The organism is Verrucomicrobiota bacterium, assembly GCA_019247695.1.
Taxonomy (GTDB): domain Bacteria; phylum Verrucomicrobiota; class Verrucomicrobiia; order Chthoniobacterales; family JAFAMB01; genus JAFBAP01.
On the sequence record JAFBAP010000150.1, the window covers coordinates 1 to 24,992 of the forward strand.

Below are 24,992 nucleotides of genomic sequence, written 5' to 3' on the forward strand. Positions count from 1 at the left end.
GACGCCATTCGGCTGGGGACGTATGCCGGAGTGGAATTGATGCGACCTTTCATTCAAGTGATCAAGGCGCAAATCGCTGCCCGCGGCTACGAGTTAGGCGTGGATTATTCGCAGACTTGGTCGTGCTATCTCGGCGGTGACCTTCACTGTGGCGAGTGCGGGACGTGCGTGGAGCGGCGTGAGGCATTTCTCCTGGCTGGCGTGCCAGACCCGACGGCTTACGCGAGTACCCGGCCATTGCCGCCGAAGCCACATCTGGTCTGAAACGCGCTTGGCTGCGTCATGAGCCAAACGAAGAACGCGGTCAGAAGGCATTCTCGCTGAGATCCTTGAGGCCGGTATGGATCACGCGCCGGCCTGCAGGTGTCGTTCACTTTTGAATCCGTAAAACCGCGCAGTCCAGGGCTGTTTCGCATTCAATCGGGTTCTTGGCTACATTTGATGAAATGGCTGTGCGCCTTGGGCATCTTCAGACGAATGAGCGCCTTTCTCCTTCATGCGCTTTCAGTGCCGCAGGCTCACAACCAAGAATTGCCGAAGTTCTTCAAACCAAGCATGCATGTCTGCGTGGATTTCGCATTCCTCCGCCAAGCGCCCAAAGACCGGTCACCAGAAAGTGGGCGGTGGCTCCAAGACGATCGGCAACTCGTGAGTCCCGCGTCTACTAAAGGTGTCTCGAACGGCGTTGCGAAGGCGTTCGGGGTTTAGGGCCCCGGTCTCCATCAATAATACCAAGTCGATCAGATCTTTGACGCGGGAATTGGGCTGGCCGGTGCGGGGAAGGGTGTAGGCGTGGAGCTTCTCTGCGAAGTGTTCCTCGCGCGAAATGGACGGGAACGCTGGCGCTGCAATGCCGGCGAACCCGAGCCAGTCGCGCGGCGTGACGACCTCGGCGGGCTCACCCTGCATGTCACCAATCCCGACGTCCAGATGGAACTTCGCGAAAGTACGACCGTCCAACGCCGCTTCCACTGGATAGCGCGCCCCGCCATATGGGGCGTCCAGCTCGAGGGTCGGTTCGCCGATCAGGAAGACAAAGAAATCGCTGAGGTCGCGCGCTGCCGCGGCCTGCAACACGTCCAGAAGGGAATCGGCCGACCGGTCCGCGCCGACGCTGCGGGCCGGCGCCGCCGCAAGCCCGAGGTCAACGTCCTTGGTCGCTCTGGCGGTCTGCAGTTTAAGTTCGAGCGCGTAGGCACCTTTCAAGCGCCAGGGCGGGTTACCTTCGGCGAAAAGCCTGGCGAGCAAGCGATCGAAGGCGACCTGCCGTCGGATTCGTTGTAGGTCTAAGTTCCGGCTTCGTGCGGTTGCGGCCAACCGATCTTCCAACGCGCGGCGGAAAGCACCAGCCGTAGAGTAGCGACGAACTTTCAGGCGGCTTGAAGGGCCTCGCGTAGCCACGGTTCGAGGTTGGGTTTTTGGAGCGTGGCAGTGACTTGCCGATAGGTGATCAGCCCGCGTGCCCGCCCCTCGGCAAGGGCCTGCTGAACCAGATCTCGGCTCGCATCGCCAGACCGTACCACGTCCAGAATGGCACGCAGGGGAATCGTGACGGCGTAACCGCGCTCGTGCAGGATTTCATCCGGCAAGAGCAACGCCTTATGCAGGATGAGGACCGCGGGGGGACCGCTACCGCGGCGAAAATGGGGCGGCACCGTCATGTGGAGTTTGGGGGGATTGGCATCAGAGAGGTCTTTGATACTTAAAGCGGTCAGGTGGGAATAAACCCCCTGGGGAATCCCGTGACGGTCGCGAGCCCAGAGCGACCAGAGGACCAACTGGCCATCGGCACTCTGCGGGAAACGTCGCAGCCGATAAATGCCTCGGTGTTCACGCACCCAGTTGCCGGCTTGCACATGATAGGTGTGGGTGCTGCGGGCAAAACCACTCTCGACGGCTTGAGCGGCTGTAAAGTAGCCTTGCTGGCCTTCGGCGGTTTCGAAGAGCCGGTCATGATCCGGTCTTGCGGCAATTGCATGCATGTTCAGAAAACCTGAATAGATATGCATGAAACATCGCATTGTGCAACGAAACGGAGGTTTTTGTCAGTTTTGTGGAGGTGGCCGTGCACGTCTATCGCCGCATATTGCTAACGCCGCAGCCAAGCCGTTTCCCGGCTACTGGCCGGCGCTGGCCCGCCGGCCTTGACCCCAGAGGAAATAGCGGGCGGTGGCCTGCACCTGAATGCCCCAACCTAAGCTGTCCAGCTGATGGGTCAGGGCCGCCGGCTCATAAAAGGCTTTGTAAATCTCAAAGCAGCGCCCGTCATTCAGCTTGCGCGTCAGGGTGGGTTGATCTTCGTGATCGGGCAGCAGGTGGTCACGCGCCGTTGACGTGGGTTCGCGGCGGCTATCGATGAAAAAGACGCGGCCGCCCGGGCGCAGGCAGCGGCTTACCAGTCGCCAAAAAGCGCGGAACCGTTCGCGGGGCACGTGCGACAACCAAAAGGCGAAAAACACGACGTCAAACCGCTCCGGCAGGTCAGGCCGCCACGTGAAGAGGTCGGCCAGGACGTACTCCACGCGGGGGTCAGCCTTCGATCGATCCCGGTTAAGGGCGAGCGCTTCCGGGGCAGCGTCAACGGCCACCACACGGGAGGCGTGCGGCAAAAGCCGTTCGGTCCAGAGCCCCGTACCGCAGGCCAGTTCCAGCACCCGGCCGCCCGGTGTAAAACGGTCGAGGGCGGCTCGCACCTGATCGACCTCGGCAGACCAGTCTTCATTCGCAATGGCGCCCCGGTCATAACGGCCCCGGCGCAGAAACCATTCGTCATATTCGCCGGCGCGCGCTCGGTAATATTCGATCTGCCGGCGAATGAGGTCTGCACTCATGGAATGCCACGAGTAAATGCCACAAGCGGAAAAATGCCGCAAATGCCACGAATGGAGGAACCCAGTAATCTCTTCGTCCCCTGTGGAAGGGGGCCGCCCTTAAAATGCCACAAATAGAGGTCCCCTATTTGTGGCATTTTTCCGCTTGCGGCATTCGTGGCATTTGCCTGTCGCCGTCAGCTGCAGCCTTGCGAGGTGCCGCAATCCGTGCAAACGCCGCACGCGCCGGCCCGGATCACTTTGTTGCTGCCGCAATTGGAGCAGGTGACGTCCATGTACATGTTGCCCAGCGCTTCCCGGACCCGTTCCGCGTGCGTTTCAGCGTGGCCGTGGCCGTTAGTCAGCATTTGCGGCGTGCCTTCGGAATTCGCCCGGCTGGTGATCACGTCGATGATCTCTTTTTCCGCCGTGCGCGACAGTTCCGATACCGGGCGATTGACCGCCCTGCGCTCGATCTCATGAATCTCCTTCATCGGGAGATCGGGCTGGGAACGGTTCGGACTGGTGGCTTCCTTATAGCCCTTGATAAACTGGCAACCCAGCCAGCGGAACACGTAATCGGTGATGCTGGTGGCGTTTCGAATATCCGGATTTTTCGTGAAACCGCTCGGTTCGAAGCGTTGGTAAGCGAATTTCTTGACGAGGCTTTCCAGGGGCACGCCGTACTGGAGCGCCAGGGAAGTCAGGGTCGCCACGGTATCCATCAGGCCGCCGATGGTGCTGCCCTCTTTGGCCATCTGGATGAACAATTCACCCGGCTGGCCGTTTTCGTAGAGACCGACGGTGATGTAACCCTCATGCCCGGCGATCTCGAACTTATGCGTCAGCGAAACCCGGGTGTCGGGCATCCGATTGCGCAGAGGCTGGTTGGCCTTCAGCCGCAATGCTTCAATTTGCTGTTCGAGCTCGACGACTCGCGCCTTGAGGCCTGCCACTTCGGCGTGCTCGGCCGCGACGGCTTCCTGCACGGCTATCGCGTCGTCCACTCCCATGTCCTTGGTCTTTTTGGTGTTGAGCGGTGCGGAGCGCTTCGAGCCGTCACGATAAATGGCGATCGCTTTGAGCCCCATCCGCCAGCCCTCGATGTAAGTGTTCATGATCTCTTCCACCGTGGCTTCACTCGGCAGGTTCACGGTTTTGGAGATTGCCCCGCTTAGGAATGGTTGGCAGGCCGCCATCATCCGCAGGTGACCGAGGTAATGCAGGCTGCGTTTGCCTTTGAAGGGCTTGAACGCGCAATCAAAGACGGGCAGGTGTTCGGGCTTCAGGCCGCTGCGAACGACCTCGTTCGTCTCCGGCACCGCGACGTCTTCGATCGTATCGTGCTCATTGATGTGCGCGAGAATCTTTTCGATTTCGGTCTCCGCATAACCGAGCGCGACCAGGGCCGGACGCACGGTCTGGTTGACGATCTTGAGCATGCCGCCGCCCGCCAGCAGCTTGTACTTGACCAGCGCGATGTCCGGTTCGATGCCGGTGGTGTCGCAATCCATCAGAAACCCGATCGTACCGGTCGGCGCCAGAACCGTGACCTGGGCATTTCGGAAACCATGCGCCGAGCCGGCCTCCATGGCCTCATCCCAAACGGCGGCTGCTTCCGCCTTCAGCGAGCTGAAGGCGGGCACGTCCTCGATCCGGTCGCAATGCTGGCGGTGCAACCGAATCACTTCGAGCATGGAGTCGATATTATCTTCGCGCAACGGGTTCGGCACCCCGCAGGCCCGGGCATCCTCGTAACCCGGGAAAGGCCCGATCTCCCGGGCAATCCGCGCGCTGTGGAGGTAGGCCTGCCCCGTCATGAGGGCGGTGATGCTGCCGGCCAAAGCACGCGCTTCATCCGAATCGTACCCGAATCCATAGCTCATGACCAAGGCGCCCAGGTTGGCGAACCCGAGCCCCAGGGTACGAAAGATGTGGGAGTTTTCGGCGATTTCTTTGGTTGGATAACTGGCGTTATCAACCAGAATTTCCTGGGCCGTGATGAAGATCCGCACGGCGGCGCGGAATCGCTCAACGTTAAAGGCGCCGTCAGCGTCCTTGAATTTGAGCAGGTTCAACGAGGCGAGGTTGCAGGCGGTGTTGTCGAGAAAGAGGTATTCGGAGCAGGGGTTCGTGGAATTTTGCCGGGCAGTACCTTTGCAGGTGTGCCACCGGTGAATCGTCGTGTCGAACTGCATGCCGGGGTCGCCGCAGACGTGGGTGCCTTCCGCGATTTTTTGCAGCAGCGCGCGTGCGTCCTTTTGCTCGCACGGCTTTCCGTCCAGGACCCGGCGCGTCCACCATTCCTTACCCTCGATGGCAGCCTGCATGAACGCGTCGCTCACCCTGATCGAGAGATTCTCGTTCTGGTACATGATCGAGCCATAGGCTTCGCCGTTATAGCTGCCGTCGTAACCTTGTTCGATCAGCGCCCAGGCCTTCTTTTCTTCCTTGGTCTTGGCCTCGATAAATTCCTCGATGTCCGGGTGCCAGTCCTTAAGCGTGTTCATCTTGGCGGCCCGGCGGGTTTTGCCGCCGCTTTTGACCACGTTGGCCACCTGATCGTAAACCCTCAAAAAGGACAAAGGACCGCTCGGCTTGCCACCGCCGCTCAGTTTTTCGCGGGTGCTGCGCAAGGTCGAGAGGTCGCTGCCGGTTCCGCTGCCGTATTTAAACAGCATGGCCTCGCTGGTAGCCAGGCGCATGATGTCTTCCATCGTGTCGCCGACCGACTGGATAAAACACGCCGACGCCTGCGGGTGAACGTATTGGCTCGACGCGCGTTCCGCCCCCCCGGTGGCGCGGTTGTAATGGAAATTGCCCCGGCCGCCGCTTTCTCCGATCCGGTATTGTTGGTAAAGGCCGACATTAAACCAAGCCGGGCTGTTGAAAGCGCCGTGCTGGTTCAGGCACAGCCAGCTTAGCTCGGCGTAAAAAACCTCCGCCGCTTGTGCATCCGCAAAATAACCGTCCTGCAGGCCCCAATCCGCGATCGTGCGCGTAACCCGGTGCACCAGTTGTCGCACCGAACTTTCCCGCCCGCCGCGGTAAGGATCCGCTCCGTTGGCGATGTCTCCATAAAAATATTTGGAGACCGCGATCTTGGTCGCCAAGGCGCTCCATGCCTTGGGCACTTCCACGTTTTCCTGCCGGAAGATCACTTTACCGCTGTCCTCGGTAATCTCCGCGGTGCGACGTTCCCATTCGATTTCCTCAAAGGGCGAAATCTCTTCACGGCTAAAAACTCGGTCGAACTTTAGCCCATTCGGTTTCGACACCCGCCTTTGTCGTCCACGCACCTTCAGATCCTCCGTCCGTATGCCTGCTTTCAGTTTGATCATTTGTGGGCCTGCTAACGCTTCATGTTAATAAGATGTTGGTAACCCTCGACGCCCGTCGAATAACCTGTGCACAGATGGTGAATTGCTGTGAACAACCACGATATATTGCACATCTTCGATCCATTTGGCTCATTAGACCACAATATCTTGTGGCCATCAAGCATATAAACGTTTTTGGCGAACCGGCAGGATGGCTCGATCACAAAAAATTTTTTCGACAGCGAGACGGCTCCCGGGATGGCCCGCGAGAGAAAGGGTGTCCCCGCCGCGGCGGGTCAGGATGCTCGGCATCGGTCGACGGTTCACTTCGCTTTATCGACAGGCCGAGGGGCACGTTCAGCGGAGATGGGCCGGACGCCCCCCGCCTTTTGGGGTGCCCGTTGCCCTTGAATGAATGGCCGTGGGAAAGTGGCCGCGGGGAAAGCCCTGGACTACGACCCTGCGCGTATCCGGGGCTGAAAACGCACCCGCGATGCGTCACCCGTTACCGTCATCAAGCCGTGCGCCAGCCTCAGTGCACTGAGGCAGTCTGTACGCCCGGGCGTGAACGCTCAATCGCTTTTGGCGGGTTCGAGGCGGTCTGCAGGGCAGTGGCTTGTGGGGGAGCGGTCTGCGGGGAAGTGGTTTGTATCCCTGAACGTCCCGCACTGACTTTTGCGATCGCCGCAACGGTGGTTCTCGCCAAAGCCTCTTTGACCTCTCCCTGCACCGCCCTAACCGCCTGTGCCATCGGCTTCGACACAATCGCGACGTCAGTACCGATGTTCAGCCAGCCGTAAACTTCGATCACATCGGCCGAACGCATCCGGATGCATCCGAAACTGGCTTTCCGGCCTAAAAACGTTTCCTGGGGGGTGCCGTGAATGTATATACAGCGCTGGTAAGCGCGCTTGTTGGCGAACTCCAGCCCGCGCAGCCAGATGATTCGGCTCACGATCGGATCGCGACCCGGCGCGTTGGGGGAAAGCACTTCACCGGTCAGCTGGCGTGATTTAAAGACGGCCCCGGCCGGAGCGTTGCCGCCGATCTTGTGGGCCACTTCGAGGCGTCCGAGCGGCGTTTGCCAACTCCCCCAGGAATCCCCTTCCCCGTAACGCGAGGTCGAGATCTTATAGGAACGCGAAACCTTGCCGTTAACCAGGACCGCGAGCCTCTGGTCCGGAATGCTGATAAGCACCCGCACGTCCGGTGCCGGGGTGACGGCCGGCGCTGCGGTGGCGGCGGTTGGAACCTGAGCGGCTGGTGGCGGCGGAGCGGCGGAGGTATGGGCCGGAACCGTTTTTCCCGCCGGATTCTGGCCGAACCCTCCGGCCGCCAAAGCCAGACCAACCCCCAGAACAGCCGTTGCTCTCCTGACCATGGTTTAAGCCACCGAAATGTCCCGACTTCCCCAGCTTAAACGGCCGATCCGTTGCCAGATCGAGCTGAGCGCCACATATGCAAACCCAATCTGAAAAAGCATGAGGAAGGGTACTGACAGAAATTCGCTGTTCTGCAAAGCCCTAAAGACGAAGTAGGTAAAATAAATTGCAAATAAAAGCTCGACAACCGGAATAATAGTTCGAAGCGCGGAGTAGCGGCTGTTGCGCCAACGGTCCCCTTTTTCCTGGACGCCGTACTTGGGGGTGCGGGTGAACTCGGAACGCCGGTTGAAGATCGCCTCGAGCACGGCCCGGGCGTTGTTGATGGAGACACCGATGCTGAGCGCAAGCACGAAGGGAAAAAACCAGATTTCCCGTTTCCATTCGCGCGGGTAAAGTTCCCGTTGCGCGCAGAGGTAAAACACCGCGACCGAAAACGTGGTCGCGACAAAAATCGGCAGGTCGACCAGTACGGCGCGCATCCAGCCGCTGTTCGGCGCCGCGCTGCTCGGCGCCGGATGGAGAAGCACGCAAAGAAACGCCAACAGCAGGTACGCGAAATTGGAGGTCAGATGGGCCGTTGCCTCCAGCTTGATGTAGAACGGCAGCCGGCTTTTCCAGATCCTCGGCAAAACTTTTTTACAAGTCTGGATGGAGCCTTTGGTCCAACGGTGCTGCTGCGATTTAAAGCCGTCGATATCGACCGGTAATTCGGCCGGGGTGACGATGTCGGCGAGGAACACGAATTTCCAGCCGCGCAATTGAGCCCGGTAACTAAGGTCGAGATCTTCAGTAAGTGTGTCGTGCTGCCATCCTCCGGCTTCGACGATGCAGCTTTTACGCCACAAGCCCGCGGTACCGTTGAAATTGAAGAACCGGCCGGTGCGGCTCCTGGCGGTTTGTTCGAGCACCAGGTGTCCATCGAGAAGGATGGCCTGGGCGCGGGTCAGCCACGAAAACCCGCGGTTGATGTGTCCCCAGCGGGTTTGGATCATGCCGATCTGGGAATCGGTAAAATGGTGAATGACGTGCTTAAGGATATTGCGGGGCGGCACGAAATCGGCATCCAGGATAAACAGAAATTCGCCCTTGGCATGGCGCAATCCGTAATCGAGGGCGCCCGCCTTGTAGCCGGTGCGGCGGGAGCGGCGCAACACGACGGCATCGAAACCGGCAGCCCGCAAGCGCGCGACCTCGCGCGTAACCAAATCGCGGGTTTCGTCCGTTGAATCGTCGAGCACCTGGATTTCGAGCAATTCCAGGGGGTAATCCAGGTTGCTGACGGCGCGGAGCAGACGCTCGACGACGTAAACTTCGTTGTAGATCGGGAGCTGGACCGTAACGCGCGGAAGCTTGGTAAAACAGTTCCCTGCAGCGGGCGCGCGGTGCCGGTTACGGAAGTAAAGGTACAAAATGAAATAACGGTGAATGCCGTAGGCCGACAGGCCTAAGACCACCGTGAAATAGCAGATCGTCCAAAGAATTGTACTGACATATCCAGGCATGATGTGAGTGATGGTCAGAGGTTAAGGCCAGACAATCTGCGCGTCATGATGCTCGTTTGAGGGTGAGCGTCAAGTGGAAATCCTTGACAGAACTACCTCAGCAAGGCTCGCTTACGCCTCAGGATCATGCAGATGAAGCGGCCTGCAACCGGTGTTTTTCGCGGCGCCTCGGGCTTCATGGCGGCAGTGCTGCTGTGCCATGCGGTTTCGCTCCCGGCCGACGTCGACCCTTCGTTGCGAGACGACCCGCAGTACCGGGAGGAGTTGGGCGTTAACGGTTTCACCGCTCCGTCGATCGCGGATATTTTCCGGGACCTTGATTTGTTGAAACCGATCCCGATGGCCAAGGTGGAGCGAACGCCCCAGCCGCTTAATTCGGACGACCGGACCCGGTACGCCTTGAGTTTCGGGGTGCTTATCGCGGACGGCTTTCTGGACGTGGAACGTCAGGACGGCACGGGCGTGGACCTGCTGGGACGTGAACTGTTGCGCCGCGCGAAAGGTTTAGGGGTTGCGCAACGGGTGAGCCGGCATTGCCAACGGCTGCTGGAAGCGGCCAAACAAGGGGCCTGGGAGCAGCTGCGCAAGGAACTGGTCCTGACCCAGCAGGACGTCGAGGATGCAATGCTGAGCCTTCGGGATGAGCAGGTCGCCCATTTGCTGAGTCTGGGCGGCTGGATCCGGGGCCTGGAGATCGCGGCGGCGTGCGTGACCGAGACGTATTCGGCGGAGCGCGCCCGGCTGCTGAAGCGGTTGGACCTGCTTGACTACTTTCTGGAACGGCTCAGGGATTTGAGCCCGCGCCTGCGTAAACGGCCCCTGATCACATCGCTGACGCAACGCCTGCAGCAGATCCGGCCGCTCCTCACGCGGGACGGGCTGCTCTCGCCTGCGGACGCGAAAGTTCTCTACGCCGAGGCCAAGGGCGCGGTAGACGAAATCGAAGGCCAAACCGCCACGGGCCAGGTAATGCGCGGCAGCCAGGAACGGTAGCTAACCGGCGCTCCGCCAACGATCACGCGGACACAGGTCACGGTCCGGCGAAAATAAAATTACTTTTTTCATTGATGTTATCATCGTGTCGCCTGTATTCATAACACGTCAATGAAAAGTTATATATATGCCCGGTACGGGTCGAGGCCTGTGCCCGCCCGCCGTCACCGATCACGCCCCCATCCAACGACCCGCCGGAATCGCCCTTCGAGCGGTCCTGCCTATGAGCAGCCGTAGCAAGCGGGACGCGCCGCCGCCTCCCGGGATGGTGGAGGCGGTCAACCAGATGTTCCGCCAGCTCGAAGCGCTGGCTCCGGATCCGAACGTCGCCGGGATTTGTCCCGAACTGCCCGGCATCGTGCTTCAGCGGATCAAGGGCCAGGCGCTCGATCCCCAGGACAAACGGTACCTTGACGCCATCACCGGTTACCAATCGGCGCATGACGATTTCATGAAGGCGCTGGTGGCGCATCCGATCGGCCGGGCGCTGGCCCTGCTGGCGGTCGGGCCCGACGGCGTCGCCCTGATGGAGGCGGGGCGCACGCCCAACACCGTGACCGGGATTTCCCACGCGGATCCCAGGCGTCCGGCCCGCAGTTCGCGCCAGGCGTACAACTGTCATCACGTCATTCCGAAAAGCGTGTCGCTGGCCCGAGGGCAAAACATTAATCATCCAGGTAATCTGGTCGTGGCCAAGACCCTGAGGCGCGGCCGGGACCAGAGCGAGAATCCGCACCATTTCTGGCACGGGCTGCTCCTGCATCCGCAGCTTCATCGTGCGCCGCCGCACGAAATTCCCATCTATGTGGTCCGGCCGCTCTTCCCGTTCTACCCCCCGGCCAACGACGGTTTCCGCTCGGTTGAAGAGCTGCGCGCAAAGTTAAAGCAACTCGGCGCGCCTCCCCTGCCGGAAACGTGGGAGAAACGCATCCTGGCATTTTCGGCGGCGACCCGCCACCGGCCGTACCGGGTTCCGGAGCGATACCAACGGATCACGCAGATGTTCGGAGATCTTTTTACCTCGGAGAAGCGGGACGACGCCGCCCAACTGGCGGCGCGTGCGGATCTCGCCAACCGGGCAGCGGCCTACGCGGCGGAATTCCTTCCGGCCGGCGCCTACCTTAACGGCAATCAACTTCCAACCGATCACCAACCCAAGCACCAAGTCCCGGTCGTCGACATCGATATAGACCTGTCCCCGGTAGCCAAAGCCTCGAAAACTCCGGCTCGGCGCCAGGCGACCAGCCGTGCCCAGGCCAAGGCCAGGGCCCCGAAACCGCAGTCAACCCGGACGCCCGGAGTCAAGATTTAGCTTATGCCTACCACTTACGATTACCTTAAAGAACTGAGCGATTTATTCGTCGCTGACCTGCACACTTCCCAGTACTACCGCAACCTTCCACTGGAAGAACGGGCCGGTGTGGATCAGCGGCTTGCCCGGGACGCGGCGGAAGGCTCTCTGCCGCTGGTGCCGGGTGCCGCCGAAGCGGACCTGGGCCTGCTGGATGAAGCCATCGCCGAGTGGCTCGGCGTCGAAATGCCGGAATGCGTCAAAGCCCTCCTCCGGCAGGTGGACGGCTTTGTGGAGAACGGCACCACCTTGTACTCCGTGGACCCGGAGCTGCTGAAGGAAACCGACGGGTGGCGTCCGGGCATGGCCGGGCAGAACCAGATGTTTTGGATCGAGTTTCCTGAACTCAGCCATCGCTGGCTGCTGGTCGGTGATAACGAGCTGAGCTTCTTCGCTTATGACCTGGTTCGAGGCGAGTTCTGGGCGCTTGACCGGTACGGGCTCGACCAGCAACACCAGTTCGCTGACGGTGACGACCTGCTGCGTTTTATGCTTCGCACGGCGTTGCGGTTTAAAGATTAAATCATCCGCAGAACACGCAGAAAGGAGAAAACGTCCACAGATTGACACAGATAAAGGGCACACGGCGCCCGCAGCGGGGGTGGCGGGCACAACGACTGAGTTCGCACGGCGAGCACGGCGGGAAGACATAATTACCCAGCAGCCGACGTTCGGCCCCGAATTCGGCTCCCGGCAAGGATTACGCCGTCTTTGCCCCGGAGCGGCGGTAAGCCTGGAACTTTAATGCCGAGTACGCTCGCCGCTCCGGGGCAAAGACGGCGTAGATTCCCGGCGTGCCTGCCCGGCCGCCCCCACTGCCGGCATTCCTTTTCCCGCCGTGTTCGCCGTGGTCCGCCGTGTTCGCCGTGTGAGCTCTGTCGCCGTGGTCGCCGTGTGACGGGGTTGCAAAAGGCCGCAGGAGAGGGTCACGTTGGGCATGGGGGCAGCGGATCAGCCTTTGGATGGTTGCTGGCTGGCTTGTTACGGCACACTGCGGCGCCGAAGCCTGTATGCCCGGACGAATCACACGGCCACGGGCCGGTTGCAGTTCTGGGGTTACGGCCTGGTTTGCGGCAGGTTGCGCTGGCAGCGGGCTTACCCGGCCCTGGTGAGCGAACCCGGGCTGGTCCGCGTGGAAATTTACCGGATTAACGATCCGGCGGCGTTCACCTGGCTGGATGCGTACGAAGGTTACATTCCGGGCCGGCCGGCGCGCAGTTTGTTTTTGCGCCGGTTGACACCGCTGCACCACCCCCGGCTGCGGGTCTGGGTTTACCACCTTAATACTGCTTTGAAACTTTTCGGGCCGCCCGGCGACGTGCCCCCGATGGCGGAGGTGCGAGAGGCGCGTCGCTGGATTTCTTTCGGATAAAACCTTGATTCCCGCGTTTTTCCCGCAATGTGTATCCAGGCGGCGCGCAGCCGGGGTTGTCCCTACCGGCTTGAGCGCTGCGCGGACAAGGCAATACTGCGCGGTACATGGAACGCTTTTTTAAATTCATCACTCACGAAGGACCGTGCTTTGTTCGCGTCAGCGAGTTGAAGGCGATCTACTGCGCGGGTCCCACCGTCGTCAGAATTCTGTTTGATGGGTTACAGGTGAAGCTCGATGTGCCGAACGGAGACAGCGCAAACCTGGCTCAACGTATTTTGGCCTACGTTCAGGACCCGAAACACGTGGGGATTGCAATCGGACCTGATCCCTCGGGAGCGCAGCGAATTTCGGTGGAGCTTCCCTGACGCGGCCTAAGAAGAATTAAGAAACGCCTGGCGGGGCGGAAACGCCTGCATCCGGCGAGGCTCGAACTCACAACCTTCGGCTCCGGAGGCCGTAGAATTCCTTGGGCAAAATCCCTGTCCCGCACTGTTCCCGGAGTTTTCCGGATCGTGCGCTAAAGCCCGTCCTTCCCCGGTTGATTATTCGCTTACCGGTTGCTCCTGGTTGATAACGTGTGATAATGCTCAGGGAGTCTTCCTAAGACGAGCATGGCCATCAGAGGGCAGAATCGGTCTCTTAAGACGCCAGCCGTGGAATGTTACGCCACCATCATGGCGGAAAAGCAGCGCTCTAAGCATGAAATTTGGCGCATGGCGCCCTCCAGGGCAGAGCGTGAGGCTTGCATGGTACCCTCCCGAAGCGCTTTGGTGCGTCTCCCGTGTAGAGCGTGGTAACCGACCAACTTGCGGTTGATCGCTTCGTTCCGATTTATCGAGCCTTGGGGACGGCAGGCACTCATTTCGTCATTATCGGAGGGCAAGCCTGCGCACTCTGGGCAAAGCAGTATGATGAGGGAAACCCGTCTTTCGATGCCTTTCGTCCCTATGTGACGAAGGATCTTGATCTTTGCGCGACCGGGAAAAACAGCGTTGCCGTCGCGGCTAAAGCCCTGGATTTGCCTCCGCATTACGCGCCTAAGGGGTCGGCCAGCCCGGAAATGGGCGTGTTGAGATACCTCATCGACGGTCGTCCGGTTCCCATCCAGATCCTTTGGAAAGGATACCACGTCACCGCCAAGGAAATTATCGAGAGAGAGCAGCGATACCTTTGGAAGGACTACGGCTTGGAGCTTGCGGTGATGCATCCGATTCATTGCCTTGAGGATAAAGCGGCTGCCCTATGCGGTCTCAACCAAACGGGGCGGCAAGACAGAAAGCACTTGCGGATGGCTCTCCGATTCGTGCCGCTATTCATTACCGAACGTCTGACCGACTCTGCGCCGAGGCAAATCCTCGGCATGTGCCAACGACTGATGCAAATCGCCGAAGGGGAAATCGGGCTAAAATGCTATCTCAACCACAGGCTTTGCGTGGAGAAGGCCATTCCCGTTAAAGAACTGAGAGCGAGCGGAGTCGGCAGCCTTCAGAACTTCGTGGCCAAGGAATATAAGCGACGTCTTACCAATCTTCGAGAGCTTCGAAAGGGTTCGCGTCGCGATCACTGATCACGCGCCACACACCTCGCGCGTTGCTCTCCATAGCGTTTGCATGCGCGCTTTTCGCATTTGGTTGCTCGCCGCGAAAACCTTCTGGAGCAACGACGCGATAGTATCGGCCCTTAAAGGGAGGCTTTTTTCCCGCCTTCGATAGCAGAAAACGCTAACAGGAAGCCGGCCGATTTTCCCACACGTTTGTGCGATACTCGAAGAACGTGCGTTTCCTGCGTACCGTTTCTCCCTCGAAAACGCCTGCATCCGGCGAGGCTCGAACTCACAACCTTCGGCTCCGGAGGCCGACGCTCTATCCAGTTGAGCTACGGATGCCTGACGGGGCCAAGTTTAAGTTTGCCGGGTACCGGCGTCAACCCGGCCCAAGCAGATTTCCTCGGGGATCAGCCGATCTTCCGGCCGCACCGGGCTAACGGGTTGGCGCAAACGAATGCCGCCAACCCGCGTTTGCGTTCCGGCACGAATCGCGTTTCCTAACGGTCACGAGGATGATCATGGCAGGCAAACCACGGATTTTTATTGATGGTGAAAGCGGGACGACGGGGCTCCAGATCCGCACGCGGCTTGAAGGTCGCTCGGACCTTGCCGTGGTCAGCATCGATCCGGCACGGCGCAAGGATGCCGATGAGCGAAGGCGGCTGCTCAACCAGATAGACCTGGCGGTGCTCTGCCTTCCTGACCAGGCCGCCCGGGAAGCGGTGGCAATGATCGAGAATCCCGAGGTCAAAGTCCTCGACGCCAGCACGGCTCACCGGGTTGACCCTGACTGGGTTTACGGGTTTCCGGAGATGAGCCCGGAACAGGCATCTTTGATTCGCGGCGCGAAGCGCGTGGCCAACCCCGGTTGCTATGCCACCGGAGCGATTGCGTTACTCAGACCGTTGGTTCTCGAGGGACTCATGCGTTCGGATTACCCGGCCAGCATCCATGCCGTCCAGGGATACAGCGGGGGCGGGCGCCAAATGATCGAGTCATTCGAGGCGGACGGTCCGAACCGGGTTCGGGATCCCTACCGTCTTTATTCGCTGCAGCTGGCGCATAAGCATTTACCCGAAATCCAGCGCTACAGCGGGCTTTCGTCGCCTCCCCTCTTTTGGCCCGCGGTAGGCCGGTGGTTTCAGGGGATGCTGGTACAAGTGCCGTTGCACTTCGGTATGCTTCCGAAGACGGCAACTGCAGAGAGCGTGGTCGCCGTTTACCGGCGGTATTACGAAGGTTGTGAGTACATCCGGGTGATGGATCTGCAGGAAAAGCCGCCCGCCGCCCTGGCTCCGGAAGCCTGGAATGGAACCAACGTGCTCGAGCTTTGGGTTTTTGCGAATCCGGAACTCGGCCAAGCACTCCTGGTCGCACGCGGGGACAACCTTGGTAAAGGTGCGTCCGGGGCGGCGGTGCAGAACCTGGACCTGATGCTCGGGCTGACGGCAGGCGCGCCGTACACGCTGGCGCGGCAAGGGGCGGCGATGGTGGGGTGAGTAGGGTAGACGCGGGCTGGGCCGAGATGATGCTGATGCAACGAGGGTAAGAGCCGCCTCGGGCGTCGTCTCCCCCTTGAGTTTTCCCGGCCGGGTCCGGGTTGCCCCGTGACCCGGCAATCCCGGACGGATCCCGCGGTTTGAGGCTTGCGCGGGGCTGGTCCTTAGTATTTGAAAGAGGGCTTGCGTGCGAAGGTAAGGTCTATGTTCGATCCGGTGCGAAAACTGCATTTCCTGGGGGTATGCGGCACGGCCATGGGCGCGGTTGCCGCTGCGCTTCGGGATCGCGGTTACGAGGTCACCGGCTCAGATGAAAATGTCTATCCGCCGATGTCGACGTTCCTGGAGTCCAGGGGTGTGCACCTGCTGGAAGGCTACCGCGCCGGAAATGTAGCGGAAGACGTTGACCTGGTGGTGGTCGGCAACGCGATCACCCGGGGTAACCCCGAGATCGAGGCGGTGCTGAACCGCAGGCTGCTTTACCGTTCCCTGCCTGAGACGCTGAAAGACTTTTTTCTCCGGAAACGCCGCAACGTCGTGGTGACGGGCACCCATGGCAAAACGACGACGACGGCCCTGATCGCCTGGATCTTCCGTCAGGCTGGGCGGGATCCGAGCTTCCTGATCGGCGGTATCGCGAAGGACCTGGGACAAGGGGCGTTTTTCTCGGAGTCCGAGCACTTCATTCTGGAAGGCGACGAGTACGACACGGCCTTCTTCGATAAACGGTCAAAGTTCCTGCATTACCTGCCCGAGTGCCTCGTGATCAACAACATCGAATTCGATCACGCCGACATCTTTCATGACCTTGACGAGATCAAGTTAAGCTTTCGACGGCTGGTGAACATCGTGCCGAGCGCCGGGTCCATCTGGATCAACGCCGACGATCCGAACTGTGCCGAGGTGACCCGAGCCGCCCTTGCGCCCGTCGAGAGCGTCGGGTTTGCCGTGGGGGCGATGCACCGGATCGAGGGGGCCCGTTTCGAGCGAGGCGTCACGCGGTTCCGGGTCGGCAAGGTGGATTTTGAACTGCAGCTGATGGGAGAATTCAACGTGCGGAATGCGGCGATGGCGGTTGCCGTTGCGCGCGCTTATGGTTTAAGCGGCGCGGAAATCCAGCAGGGGCTGGCGTCGTTCACGGGCGTTGCGCGCCGTCAGGAAATCCGGGGCGAAGTCAACGGGATCAAAGTAATCGACGATTTCGGCCATCACCCGACGGCCGTTCGCGAGACGTTGTCGGGCTTGCGGCAGCGTTTTCCGGACCAGCGCATCTGGGCGATTTTTGAACCGCGATCGAACACGACGCGCCGGGCGGTGTTTCAAAACGCGTTACCCAGCGCCCTGCGACTGGCCGACGGCGTGATTCTGGCTCAGGTGGCAAAGGTTGACCAGTTGCCACCGGATGACCGCCTCGACCCTTTGAAGGTGGTAGATGCCATCGCCGCGAACGGCATTCCGGCGTTCTATGAACCGGACGTCGACAACATCGTGACGCGGCTGAAGCCCCTTGCCCGTCCGGGAGACCTCATTGTCGTCTTCAGCAACGGGAGCTTTCACGGCCTTCACCAACGTTTGCTGGCAGAGTTGTCCGTATGAACTATGATTTTCACGCGCATCGCGTTCACGACTACGCGCACCTCGTCCAGCGCTGGCGAAAGGTTTGCCGGGCAGCGCGTTTGAGGTGCGAAGTGTTCAGCAGCGCGGGCGGGTTCGAACTCATCTACGCGCGGTCGCCCCGGCTCACCAAGGTCGGCGGGAAAGGTATTTACCTGTCGGCCGGTATCCACGGCGATGAAGCGGCGGGATCTGAAGCGCTCTTGTTCTGGGCTGAGTTGCACGCGCCGATTCTCAAGGAGCTGCCGTTGTTGTTGTTCCCTTGCTTGAATCCGTGGGGACTCGTTCGCAACCAGCGCTTCGACTCTGAGGGCCGTGACCTGAACCGCTGCTATCACCTGGACGACCCGCCGCAGATCAAACACCAGAAAGAAATTATCACGGGATGCAGGTTCTCCTTGTCGCTCTGCCTCCATGAGGATTACGACGCCCAGGGGGTTTACCTCTACGAGGTCAAGAAACGCCGGACCGCGCTCGGCCAGGAGTTGCTTGCAGCGGCCGGCTACTACGTGCCGGTGGACCTGCGCAAGACCATCGAAGGCCGCCGCGCCGCCCAAGGCCTGATCGCACGCCGGACCAAGAACCTGAAAGGCGCCCCGCTCATGTCGGAAGCCCTCTTTCTAGCCTTATCTGACAGTGACCGGACGTTCACCATCGAGACGCCTTCCGAATACGACCTGAGCGCGCGGGTACAGGCGCACGTGGCAGTGATCCAGCGGGCAATCGAGCTGACGTATCACGTAACCGCTAACGGGTAACGGGTAACGGGTAACGGGTAACGGGTAACGGGTAACGAGTAGCGGATAACGAGTAGCGGGTAGCGGGTAGCGGGTACGGGTGACGAGTTCGGGGATCGGCAATACCCTTTTGGGCGTGCCTGCCGCGCGACCGGAAGAACGCCGGGTCGCGCATCCCTCATACCATTTCGACGGCCATGGAGGTAAAATCTTGCCGTCCTCCCCAGGCGCCCTGCCGGAGTTACACCTAGTAAACCGTATAAACAGCCTAGGCCCAACGGGCCGGGGGAACTTAGCCCAGGGTTTACCCTGGGAAGGCGGTTCCCCCTCGATCCAGCCCTGAAGGGGCGGCAGAAACCGTGAGCAATGCTTTCTGCCGCCCCTTCAGGGCTGGATCGTGATTTGACGGTTTCCCAGGGTAAACCCTGGGCTAAGTTCCCCCGGCCCGTCGGGCCTAAGGCCGCTTTAACGCCGCGCAGAGCACCCGGCAGCGCCTCCTCCCGCCGGAATTCTACCGAAATAATTGTGTAAATGGTATCAGAGACAAAAAGACAAACCGGCCCCGGGACGCCCAGAACCCTGAACCGTACCCGCTACCCATTACTCGCCACCCGTTACCCGTTACCCGTTACTCGTTACGCGTTACGCGTTACCCGTTACCCGTTACCCGTTTACCCGCCTGCGGACCCTTCGCCGCCCGGCTTGGTCATCTCGACGGGATCCAGGGCCCGCGCCAGCTCCTCCGGCGGCAGCACGTGTTGTTCCTGGCAGAGTTGCCGCACCGTTTTGCCGGTCTTGACTGATGCTTTGGCGATTTCCGCAGCACGATCATACCCGATGATGGGCACCAGGCTGGTCACCATGGCCATGCTGTACTCGACCAGTTCATTGCAGCGCTCGCGATTGGCGGTGATGCCGGACACGCACTTTTCTTCGAACACGCGGGCCACGTTGGCCAGGAGGCGAATGCTTTCCAGGGCATTGTGCGCCATCATCGGCATCATCACGTTCAGGTCCAGATTGCCATTGGCGCCTCCCCAGTGGACGGCCGTATCGTTACCGAACACCTGAGCGCAAACCTGCATCACGGACTCACAGATGACCGGGTTGACCTTGCCGGGCATGATCGAGCTCCCCGGCTGGGTTGCCGGCAGTTGAATTTCAGCGATGCCGCACCGGGGACCGCTGCTCAGGAGGCGAAGGTCGTTGGCGATTTTGAAAAGGCTGACCGCGATCGTCCGGAGTTCACCGCTGGCTTCGACCAAGCCGTCTTTCGAGCCCTGGGCCTCGAAGTGATTGCGGGTTTCGCGGAATGCGATGTTGGTCCGGTTCCAAAGGTATCCCATGGCGCGACCCGAAAATTCCGGGTGGCAATTCAGACCGGTGCCGACGGCGGTGCCGCCGAGCGCCAATTCCTCAACGGCCGCGATCGCGTTGCCCGCGCGCAGTTTACCGTATTCGACCTGCTTGGCGTAGCCGCTGAATTCTTGTCCGAGGCGGATCGGGGTGGCATCCATCAGGTGCGTCCGGCCGATTTTGATCACGTCCCAGAACTCGCGCGCCTTGTTTTCGAACGCGGCCTGCAATTGTTCCAAAGCCGGCATCAGATCGCCGCGAATCGACTCCGCGACGGCGACGTGAATGGCGGTGGGGATCACGTCATTGCTGGACTGGCCCATGTTGACGTGGTCGTTCGGGTGAATCGGCTCCTTTGAGCCGATCGGTTTACCGGCCAATTGGCTACACCGGTTCGCGATCACCTCGTTGGCGTTCATGTTTGAGCTCGTGCCCGAGCCGGTCTGGAAGACATCAACCGGAAAATGCTGGTCCAATTTTCCGTCGATGACTTCTTCGGCGGCCTGCGCAATGAGGCGAGCCTGCTCTTCGGAAAGGCGCTCAAGGTCGCGATTTGCCGAAGCCGCCGCCCATTTAACCAGCCCAAGCGCGCGGATGAGCGGCCGGCTGAACCGGTACCCGCTGACCGGGAAATTCAGGACCGCCCGCTGGGTGCTCGCGCCGTAAAGCGCGTCTGCCGGCACCTCCATGGTACCCATCGAATCTTTTTCTATACGCGTCTGCATTCCGTCTGAACCGATAATCCTCCCAGGCATTTCGCTCCAGATAAAAGCGGCGCCAACGATCTTGAGGCCGGTTACCGGCCCGGAACGGCCCGATCCGAGGCCGATCGAGCAAACCGATTTCTGGTCATTATAAGATCGCTCGGTTCTGTAACCAGTAGCTTGACTTGATCCTGTATTCCCTTAACAATCCTGGAAGCTTTTTTAATACAGATCTCCTAGATAGAACTGACTTCGTGAGCGAACCGCCTAACCATAATCTCTTAACCGTCAAAGAAACTGCCGAGTATCTGCGCATTCCATTGCCGACGGTTTACTACTTGGTCCAGCGCGGGCAGATTCCCGCCATTCAAATTGGTGGCCGCTGGCGCATCAAGAAATCCTCTCTTGACCGCGACATCCTGCGCCAGGACAAGCAAGGCCAACCGACGGTGCTGGTAGTGGATGACGACCCGGGCCTGCAGGAACTGTTCCGAACGTTCCTCAAAAAGATCGGTTTCAGCCGAGTTGTCGTCGGAACCGCTAAAGATGCCGTTACGAGCCTTCGGAAACAAAAGTTTGACCTCATGTTCCTGGATCTGCAGTTGCCGGATGCACCTGGAGACCAGGTTTACAAAACGGCCAAACAGATCGATCCGGAGCTCAACGTGATCGTCATCACCGGGTATCCCGACAGCGAGGTTTTGGATCGCATCCTGCAAATCAGCCCGGTTACAGTCCTTAAGAAGCCTCTCAAGATTGAGCAGCTTAACCAAACAGTGAAAATTCTTGGGCATAACAGCCCGAAAGTTGAGTAACAAGACAAGGCAAGGACGGCTGGCAAAGCCGAGCATCTCGCGTTTGGCTGGCATGTAGCCCCGAGTCGGTTCGGCTTTGCCCATCAGAGTGGGAGCGCTCTTTTTGTCCACGAGGGGCCGGTTGTTACGGCTTAAGTGATAAAGTAACTGAGGTTTTCAAGCTCGATCGCAAGGTTCACGTTGTTCACCACGACCTGATCGGGAACCTGCAGGATAATCGGCGCGAAATTCAGGATTGCCTGGATGCCGGCTTCGACCAACTCGTTGGCGACGGCCTGGGCGGCGACGGCGGGTACGGTGAGAATGGCCAGCTTGAGGCCATTCTCTCGTACGAAGCCGGCCATACGATCGATCGGGTAAATCGGAATCTTCGAGTGGCCATTTTTGGCGCCTTCGGGCCGGATATCGAACGCGGCGATGATCTCAAAGCCTTCTTTTGCGAACCCATCATACCTGAGAAGGGCAGAGCCGAGATTTCCGGCACCGACCAGGATGACAGGCTGGAAACGGGCGGTCCGCAGCACGTTCGTCAGCTGTGAAAGCAGGGCGCCCACGTTATAACCGAGGCCACGGGTACCGAACTGGCCGAAGTAGGTAAGGTCTTTTCGCAATTGCGTCGGTTTGACCCCGGCTGCCTTAGCCAGGGCGTCGGAAGAGACCGTTTCGATTCGGCTCTGGTGCAACCGCTCCAGGATACGAAAATACAAGGAGAGGCGGTAAACCGTCTTGCGCGGAATCACAAGCTTGGTCACAGGCCAAAATATTTTGTAGGACGAGGAGCGTCAACCTGACACGGCGCCCGAGGCGCTCGCCCGGCAACGGGCGATCCGGGGCGGTACCGGCGTGCAGCCCGGTTCCCCCACCACCATCGATCCTGATCCTGGCCCGGCAACGGTTGCCATCGGCGCACCCGGCCGGCGTCCCTGAATCGAATTCGGATCGACCCTGAAATTTGAGTTGCCTTAACCGGCCGGACTGGTCTTGTGGGACAACTCCGTCAAAAGGCTCTCGAGGTTCTCGAATTCGATCTTCGCGCCGTCCCAAAAATTTTCCGGGCCGTGCTCGATCAGCACGATCCAGCAAAATGTAAAAACCAGGTACAGGCAGAGCCAGGCGAGGAGCCGTGCGCACATGCGGGCAACATGAGTGGATTAGCGCGCACACGCAACCCGGCGCGCCCGGAATGCGTTGAAATTGTGGTTCGCCTTACGGACAAGGGGCTTTCGTTTTAGGCCGGCTTCGGTACGGTAAGCGTGTGAGTTATCAGGTCTTCGCCCGCAAATACCGCCCCCAGGTTTTTGATGATGTACTTGGCCAGGACCACGTGGTTCAGACGCTGAAGAACGCGATCCAACAGCGGCGTCTGGCCCATGCTTATCTGTTCGTCGGACCGCGCGGAACGGGCAAAACCTCCACGGCGCGTATTTTGGCCAAGGGATTGAATTGCGTTCACGGGCCGACCCCGAACCCGTGCGGCGTTTGCGATTCCTGCCGGGAAATTGCGCAGGGAATCAGCCTCGACGTGCTCGAGATTGACGGGGCCAGCAACAACAGCGTCGACCAGATCCGGGAACTGCGTGACAACGTCCGGTTTGCGCCGGTCCGTGGCCGTTACAAGCTGTACATCATTGACGAGGTGCACATGCTGTCGACGCAGGCGTTCAACGCTTTGCTGAAAACGCTGGAGGAACCGCCTGAGCACGTCATTTTTGTCTTCGCCACGACCGAAGTGCATAAGGTGTTGCCGACGATTTTGAGCCGCTGCCAGCGCTTTGACCTTCGCCGGATCCCGACCCAGGTGATCGCGCGTCACCTTGCGTTCATCGCCGAACAGGAAAGCGTAAAACTTTCACAAGCCGCCGCCGAGGCGATTGCGGTGGCCGCGGACGGCGGCTTGCGGGACGCGGAGTCGATGTTGGACCAATTGGTGGCGTTCTGTGGCCATGACGTCGGCGAAAAAGAGGTGCTTGAGGTTTTCGGGTTAACGTCGGAACGCGTCGTCACCGACATTTTCCGGGCGATGGTCGCCCGGAACGCGGCGGAAGCCCTCACCTTGATTGATCGTCAGGCTGAGGCCGGCAAAGATTTCGGACGGTTGCTCGCCGACCTGCTGGTTTTTGCGCGGAGCCTGCTGGTGTTCAAGGTGGAGCCGGCTGCGCTCCGTGATGAGGTCAGCGAGGCGGCCCGAACGGCGCTGGAGGAACTTCAGCCGCAACTGGAAACCGACGAACTGCTGCGTTTGATTCAGCAACTGGCAGAAACGGAATCGGTGCTGAAATGGTCTGCCAACAAGCGCATGCACCTCGAGATCGGGGTGATCAGGGCGGTTCAAAGCCTGGAGGAAGTCGGTTTGGATTCGGTCCTTCAAGCGCTTCAGGATCTGCGTAGTTCCGGACAAACCGGTGCAAAGCCGCCCGTGGCTGCACCGGCTCGCAAGGTGCACCCGGCGGCGCCGAAAGCCGTGGCGCAGCCGGTCCCCGCGAAGCCGCCCGAATCACGCCCGGTTGCAGAGAAATCCCCGGCGCCAGCGGCTTCGGACGGCAAAACACCTACGGGAGAGAGCAGTCCCGCCAAGGTCACCCCGGTGGCCGAGGCGCAACCGCAACCGTCCCCTGCCGCCGAACCCGCGGAAGCCGATCAGAGGCGCAAGGCGGACGCGACCCCGGATGGCGGCCTTAGCAAGGCGGCAACCCGGGCGGATGCCCCGGCGACGCCTGCAAGTCAGGACCCGGCGCAAGCACCGCCCGCTGACGCGCCTCCGCTCCAGGAACTCTGGCCGAAACTTCTGGGCGAGATTCGCACCAAGCGGCCCCTCATCCTGTCATGGCTGGAAAAGGCAGTGCCGCTCGGGACAGAAGACGGGGTCTTCCGGTTAGGATTTCCGGAAAGCGAGACCCTTACGCTGGAATCGCTGATGCGCGCCAATAACCGCAAGTTTATCGAGACCGCGCTCAGTCAACTGCTGGGACGGCCCTACCGCCTGGAGGCTGAGATTCGGGCGGGGCTGGGGCCGGTGGCGGCTGCGCCACGGGCGGAGGCTGATCCCACGGAGGTATTTAAGAACGATCCGCTGATCCGGAAGGCGTTGGAAATCTTCAGGGCCGAAATCCAGGCGGCAGAACCTGGGTAAGGATACGAACTTGGACCGGCTGCCACGATTACGTTCCGGCACGGGCAGACCCACCCACGGGAGGGGGATCGTTTCTTCGGATCGTAACTTGGCGAACGGTATGATCGAGGGATGAGGAGAGCAGACAGATGAACATCCAAAAGATGATGAAGCAGGCCGCCAAGATGCAGGAGCAAGCGGCCAAGATGCAGGAACAACTCGCGGAAAAGACGTTGGAAGTGAGCGTCGGCGGCGGCAAAGTGACGGTTACGGCCAATGGCGTCGGCGATATCCTGGGAATCAAAATCGCCAAAGAAGTGGTGGACCCCGACGACGTTGAATTGCTGGAGGACCTGGTTCTGAGCGGCGTCAAACAGGCCATCGAAAAAGGGAAGGCCATGGCGCAAGAAGAAATGGGGCGTCTGACGGCCGGCCTCGGTTTGCCTCCCGGGCTTTTGTAGGGCGCAACGGCGTTTTTTGCTTGAAACTGTACGGCAGCCGCTTAGTTTTGCCGTCCGCTGCCGGAGATTCCTGAGTAGCTCAGTGGTAGAGCGGTCGGCTGTTAACCGATTGGTCGTAGGTTCGAATCCTACCTCAGGAGCCAGGCCGGGGGGAGAAGGCGGGCACGGTGGAAGAGAGCGGGCACCACGTAAGAGTTCACACGGTCACACGGCGGGCCACAGCGATTTGGCGGGCACAACGTAAGAGTTCACACGGCGACCACGGCGAGCCACGGCGACCACGGCGGGAAGAGGGGGTTACTTGGCACCCGACCCTGCATTCGGCACTTGGCAAGAAGTACGCCGTCTTTGCCCCGGAGCGGCGGCGAGAGGACTCGGCACTAAAGTTCCCGGCTACCGCCAACCGCCGCTCCGG

The 24,992-nt window shown here is 60.2% G+C and carries 22 protein-coding genes and 2 tRNA genes; 14 read left to right on the forward strand and 10 right to left on the reverse strand.

What is annotated here, in order from left to right; genetic code table 11:
• Nucleotides 1-264: 7-cyano-7-deazaguanine synthase (locus JO015_17100; GenBank protein ID MBW0000817.1), on the forward strand; the 264-nt coding region annotated here is incomplete at its 5' end.
• Between the two features lie 342 nt (nt 265-606).
• On the opposite strand, the gene JO015_17105 is transcribed toward JO015_17100, so the two are convergent.
• The 6 genes from JO015_17105 to JO015_17130 form a co-directional block, all read right to left on the reverse strand.
• Nucleotides 607-1,248 carry a nucleotidyl transferase AbiEii/AbiGii toxin family protein gene (locus JO015_17105; GenBank protein MBW0000818.1) on the reverse strand — a complete coding sequence of 214 codons (642 nt, stop codon included), beginning with the start codon at nt 1,246-1,248 and terminating at the stop codon, nt 607-609.
• A gap of 122 nt (nt 1,249-1,370) precedes the next feature.
• On the reverse strand, nt 1,371-2,009 hold the full coding sequence (locus JO015_17110) for a type IV toxin-antitoxin system AbiEi family antitoxin domain-containing protein (GenBank protein MBW0000819.1): 639 nt from the start codon (nt 2,007-2,009) through the stop codon (nt 1,371-1,373).
• A gap of 108 nt (nt 2,010-2,117) precedes the next feature.
• Nucleotides 2,118-2,831: a class I SAM-dependent methyltransferase gene (locus tag JO015_17115; protein MBW0000820.1), complete on the reverse strand. Its 714-nt coding sequence runs from the start codon at nt 2,829-2,831 to the stop codon at nt 2,118-2,120.
• A gap of 176 nt (nt 2,832-3,007) precedes the next feature.
• Nucleotides 3,008-6,151, reverse strand: coding sequence for a vitamin B12-dependent ribonucleotide reductase (locus JO015_17120; protein ID MBW0000821.1), 3,144 nt, complete (start codon nt 6,149-6,151; stop codon nt 3,008-3,010).
• A 511-nt stretch (nt 6,152-6,662) separates the two neighbouring features.
• Complete coding sequence (locus JO015_17125; GenBank protein ID MBW0000822.1) at nt 6,663-7,511, reverse strand: L,D-transpeptidase; 849 nt, start codon at nt 7,509-7,511, stop codon at nt 6,663-6,665.
• 3 nt (nt 7,512-7,514) lie between these two features.
• Nucleotides 7,515-9,017: a glycosyltransferase gene (locus JO015_17130; protein ID MBW0000823.1), complete on the reverse strand. Its 1,503-nt coding sequence runs from the start codon at nt 9,015-9,017 to the stop codon at nt 7,515-7,517.
• 132 nt (nt 9,018-9,149) lie between these two features.
• Between JO015_17130 and JO015_17135 the strand changes: the two genes are divergently transcribed.
• From JO015_17135 to JO015_17160, 6 genes are all read left to right on the forward strand, one after another.
• Nucleotides 9,150-10,010, forward strand: a complete 861-nt coding sequence (locus tag JO015_17135; GenBank protein ID MBW0000824.1) for a hypothetical protein — start codon at nt 9,150-9,152, stop codon at nt 10,008-10,010.
• A gap of 223 nt (nt 10,011-10,233) precedes the next feature.
• Nucleotides 10,234-11,322: a hypothetical protein gene (locus JO015_17140; protein ID MBW0000825.1), complete on the forward strand. Its 1,089-nt coding sequence runs from the start codon at nt 10,234-10,236 to the stop codon at nt 11,320-11,322.
• A 3-nt stretch (nt 11,323-11,325) separates the two neighbouring features.
• Entirely contained in the window at nt 11,326-11,883 is a 558-nt protein-coding gene (locus JO015_17145; protein ID MBW0000826.1) for a hypothetical protein, read from the forward strand.
• A gap of 415 nt (nt 11,884-12,298) precedes the next feature.
• Nucleotides 12,299-12,733 (forward strand): gamma-glutamylcyclotransferase, encoded by a 435-nt coding sequence (locus JO015_17150; GenBank protein MBW0000827.1) that lies wholly within the window; start codon nt 12,299-12,301, stop codon nt 12,731-12,733.
• A 107-nt stretch (nt 12,734-12,840) separates the two neighbouring features.
• Nucleotides 12,841-13,101: a hypothetical protein gene (locus tag JO015_17155; protein MBW0000828.1), complete on the forward strand. Its 261-nt coding sequence runs from the start codon at nt 12,841-12,843 to the stop codon at nt 13,099-13,101.
• 425 nt (nt 13,102-13,526) lie between these two features.
• The gene (locus tag JO015_17160) at nt 13,527-14,303 is read left to right on the forward strand and encodes a hypothetical protein (GenBank protein ID MBW0000829.1); all 777 of its coding nucleotides are present in this window, start codon (nt 13,527-13,529) and stop codon (nt 14,301-14,303) included.
• A 244-nt stretch (nt 14,304-14,547) separates the two neighbouring features.
• Here the strand turns inward: JO015_17160 and JO015_17165 are convergent.
• Nucleotides 14,548-14,621: transfer RNA gene (locus JO015_17165), tRNA-Arg, on the reverse strand.
• Nucleotides 14,622-14,800: 179 nt separating this feature from the next.
• Here JO015_17165 and argC point away from each other — a divergent pair.
• From argC to JO015_17180, 3 genes are all read left to right on the forward strand, one after another.
• Nucleotides 14,801-15,781: an N-acetyl-gamma-glutamyl-phosphate reductase gene (gene argC, locus JO015_17170; GenBank protein MBW0000830.1), complete on the forward strand. Its 981-nt coding sequence runs from the start codon at nt 14,801-14,803 to the stop codon at nt 15,779-15,781.
• A gap of 204 nt (nt 15,782-15,985) precedes the next feature.
• Nucleotides 15,986-17,377, forward strand: a complete 1,392-nt coding sequence (gene mpl, locus JO015_17175) for a UDP-N-acetylmuramate:L-alanyl-gamma-D-glutamyl-meso-diaminopimelate ligase (GenBank protein MBW0000831.1) — start codon at nt 15,986-15,988, stop codon at nt 17,375-17,377.
• Nucleotides 17,374-18,153, forward strand: a complete 780-nt coding sequence (locus JO015_17180) for a M14 family metallocarboxypeptidase (GenBank protein ID MBW0000832.1) — start codon at nt 17,374-17,376, stop codon at nt 18,151-18,153. The genes mpl and JO015_17180 overlap by 4 nt, the downstream gene beginning before the upstream one ends.
• Nucleotides 18,154-18,803: 650 nt before the next feature.
• Here the strand turns inward: JO015_17180 and JO015_17185 are convergent.
• On the reverse strand, nt 18,804-20,213 hold the full coding sequence (locus JO015_17185) for a class II fumarate hydratase (GenBank protein MBW0000833.1): 1,410 nt from the start codon (nt 20,211-20,213) through the stop codon (nt 18,804-18,806).
• 233 nt (nt 20,214-20,446) lie between these two features.
• Here JO015_17185 and JO015_17190 point away from each other — a divergent pair, with 233 nt between their 5' ends.
• The gene (locus tag JO015_17190; protein MBW0000834.1) at nt 20,447-21,007 is read left to right on the forward strand and encodes a response regulator; all 561 of its coding nucleotides are present in this window, start codon (nt 20,447-20,449) and stop codon (nt 21,005-21,007) included.
• A 131-nt stretch (nt 21,008-21,138) separates the two neighbouring features.
• On the opposite strand, the gene JO015_17195 is transcribed toward JO015_17190, so the two are convergent.
• Complete coding sequence (locus JO015_17195; protein MBW0000835.1) at nt 21,139-21,759, reverse strand: redox-sensing transcriptional repressor Rex; 621 nt, start codon at nt 21,757-21,759, stop codon at nt 21,139-21,141.
• Nucleotides 21,760-21,969: 210 nt separating this feature from the next.
• Nucleotides 21,970-22,140, reverse strand: a complete 171-nt coding sequence (locus JO015_17200) for a hypothetical protein (protein ID MBW0000836.1) — start codon at nt 22,138-22,140, stop codon at nt 21,970-21,972.
• A gap of 122 nt (nt 22,141-22,262) precedes the next feature.
• Here JO015_17200 and dnaX point away from each other — a divergent pair, with 122 nt between their 5' ends.
• The 3 genes from dnaX (at nt 22,263) to JO015_17215 (ending at nt 24,720) form a co-directional block, all read left to right on the forward strand.
• Entirely contained in the window at nt 22,263-24,137 is a 1,875-nt protein-coding gene (gene dnaX / locus JO015_17205) for a DNA polymerase III subunit gamma/tau (protein ID MBW0000837.1), read from the forward strand.
• Nucleotides 24,138-24,265: 128 nt separating this feature from the next.
• A complete protein-coding gene (locus tag JO015_17210) occupies nt 24,266-24,577 on the forward strand; it encodes a YbaB/EbfC family nucleoid-associated protein (GenBank protein MBW0000838.1) in 312 nt (103 codons plus the stop codon).
• 68 nt (nt 24,578-24,645) lie between these two features.
• Nucleotides 24,646-24,720, forward strand: a tRNA-Asn gene (locus JO015_17215).
• Nucleotides 24,721-24,992: the final 272 nt, after the last annotated feature.

What these genes read in the sequence shown, in the direction of transcription:
- JO015_17200 (MBW0000836.1), bottom strand. Translation starts at nt 22,140, where the DNA reads ATGTGCGCACGGCTCCTCGCCTGGCTCTGCCTGTACCTGGTTTTTACA.
- JO015_17125 (MBW0000822.1), bottom strand. Translation starts at nt 7,511, where the DNA reads ATGGTCAGGAGAGCAACGGCTGTTCTGGGGGTTGGTCTGGCTTTGGCG.
- JO015_17130 (MBW0000823.1), bottom strand. Translation starts at nt 9,017, where the DNA reads ATGCCTGGATATGTCAGTACAATTCTTTGGACGATCTGCTATTTCACG.
- JO015_17185 (MBW0000833.1), bottom strand. Translation starts at nt 20,213, where the DNA reads ATGCAGACGCGTATAGAAAAAGATTCGATGGGTACCATGGAGGTGCCG.
- JO015_17120 (MBW0000821.1), bottom strand. Translation starts at nt 6,151, where the DNA reads ATGATCAAACTGAAAGCAGGCATACGGACGGAGGATCTGAAGGTGCGT.
- JO015_17180 (MBW0000832.1), top strand. Translation starts at nt 17,374, where the DNA reads ATGAACTATGATTTTCACGCGCATCGCGTTCACGACTACGCGCACCTC.
- JO015_17210 (MBW0000838.1), top strand. Translation starts at nt 24,266, where the DNA reads ATGAACATCCAAAAGATGATGAAGCAGGCCGCCAAGATGCAGGAGCAA.
- JO015_17110 (MBW0000819.1), bottom strand. Translation starts at nt 2,009, where the DNA reads ATGCATATCTATTCAGGTTTTCTGAACATGCATGCAATTGCCGCAAGA.
- JO015_17155 (MBW0000828.1), top strand. Translation starts at nt 12,841, where the DNA reads ATGGAACGCTTTTTTAAATTCATCACTCACGAAGGACCGTGCTTTGTT.
- argC (MBW0000830.1), top strand. Translation starts at nt 14,801, where the DNA reads ATGGCAGGCAAACCACGGATTTTTATTGATGGTGAAAGCGGGACGACG.
- JO015_17115 (MBW0000820.1), bottom strand. Translation starts at nt 2,831, where the DNA reads ATGAGTGCAGACCTCATTCGCCGGCAGATCGAATATTACCGAGCGCGC.
- JO015_17150 (MBW0000827.1), top strand. Translation starts at nt 12,299, where the DNA reads ATGGGGGCAGCGGATCAGCCTTTGGATGGTTGCTGGCTGGCTTGTTAC.
- JO015_17140 (MBW0000825.1), top strand. Translation starts at nt 10,234, where the DNA reads ATGAGCAGCCGTAGCAAGCGGGACGCGCCGCCGCCTCCCGGGATGGTG.
- mpl (MBW0000831.1), top strand. Translation starts at nt 15,986, where the DNA reads ATGTTCGATCCGGTGCGAAAACTGCATTTCCTGGGGGTATGCGGCACG.
- JO015_17135 (MBW0000824.1), top strand. Translation starts at nt 9,150, where the DNA reads ATGAAGCGGCCTGCAACCGGTGTTTTTCGCGGCGCCTCGGGCTTCATG.
- JO015_17145 (MBW0000826.1), top strand. Translation starts at nt 11,326, where the DNA reads ATGCCTACCACTTACGATTACCTTAAAGAACTGAGCGATTTATTCGTC.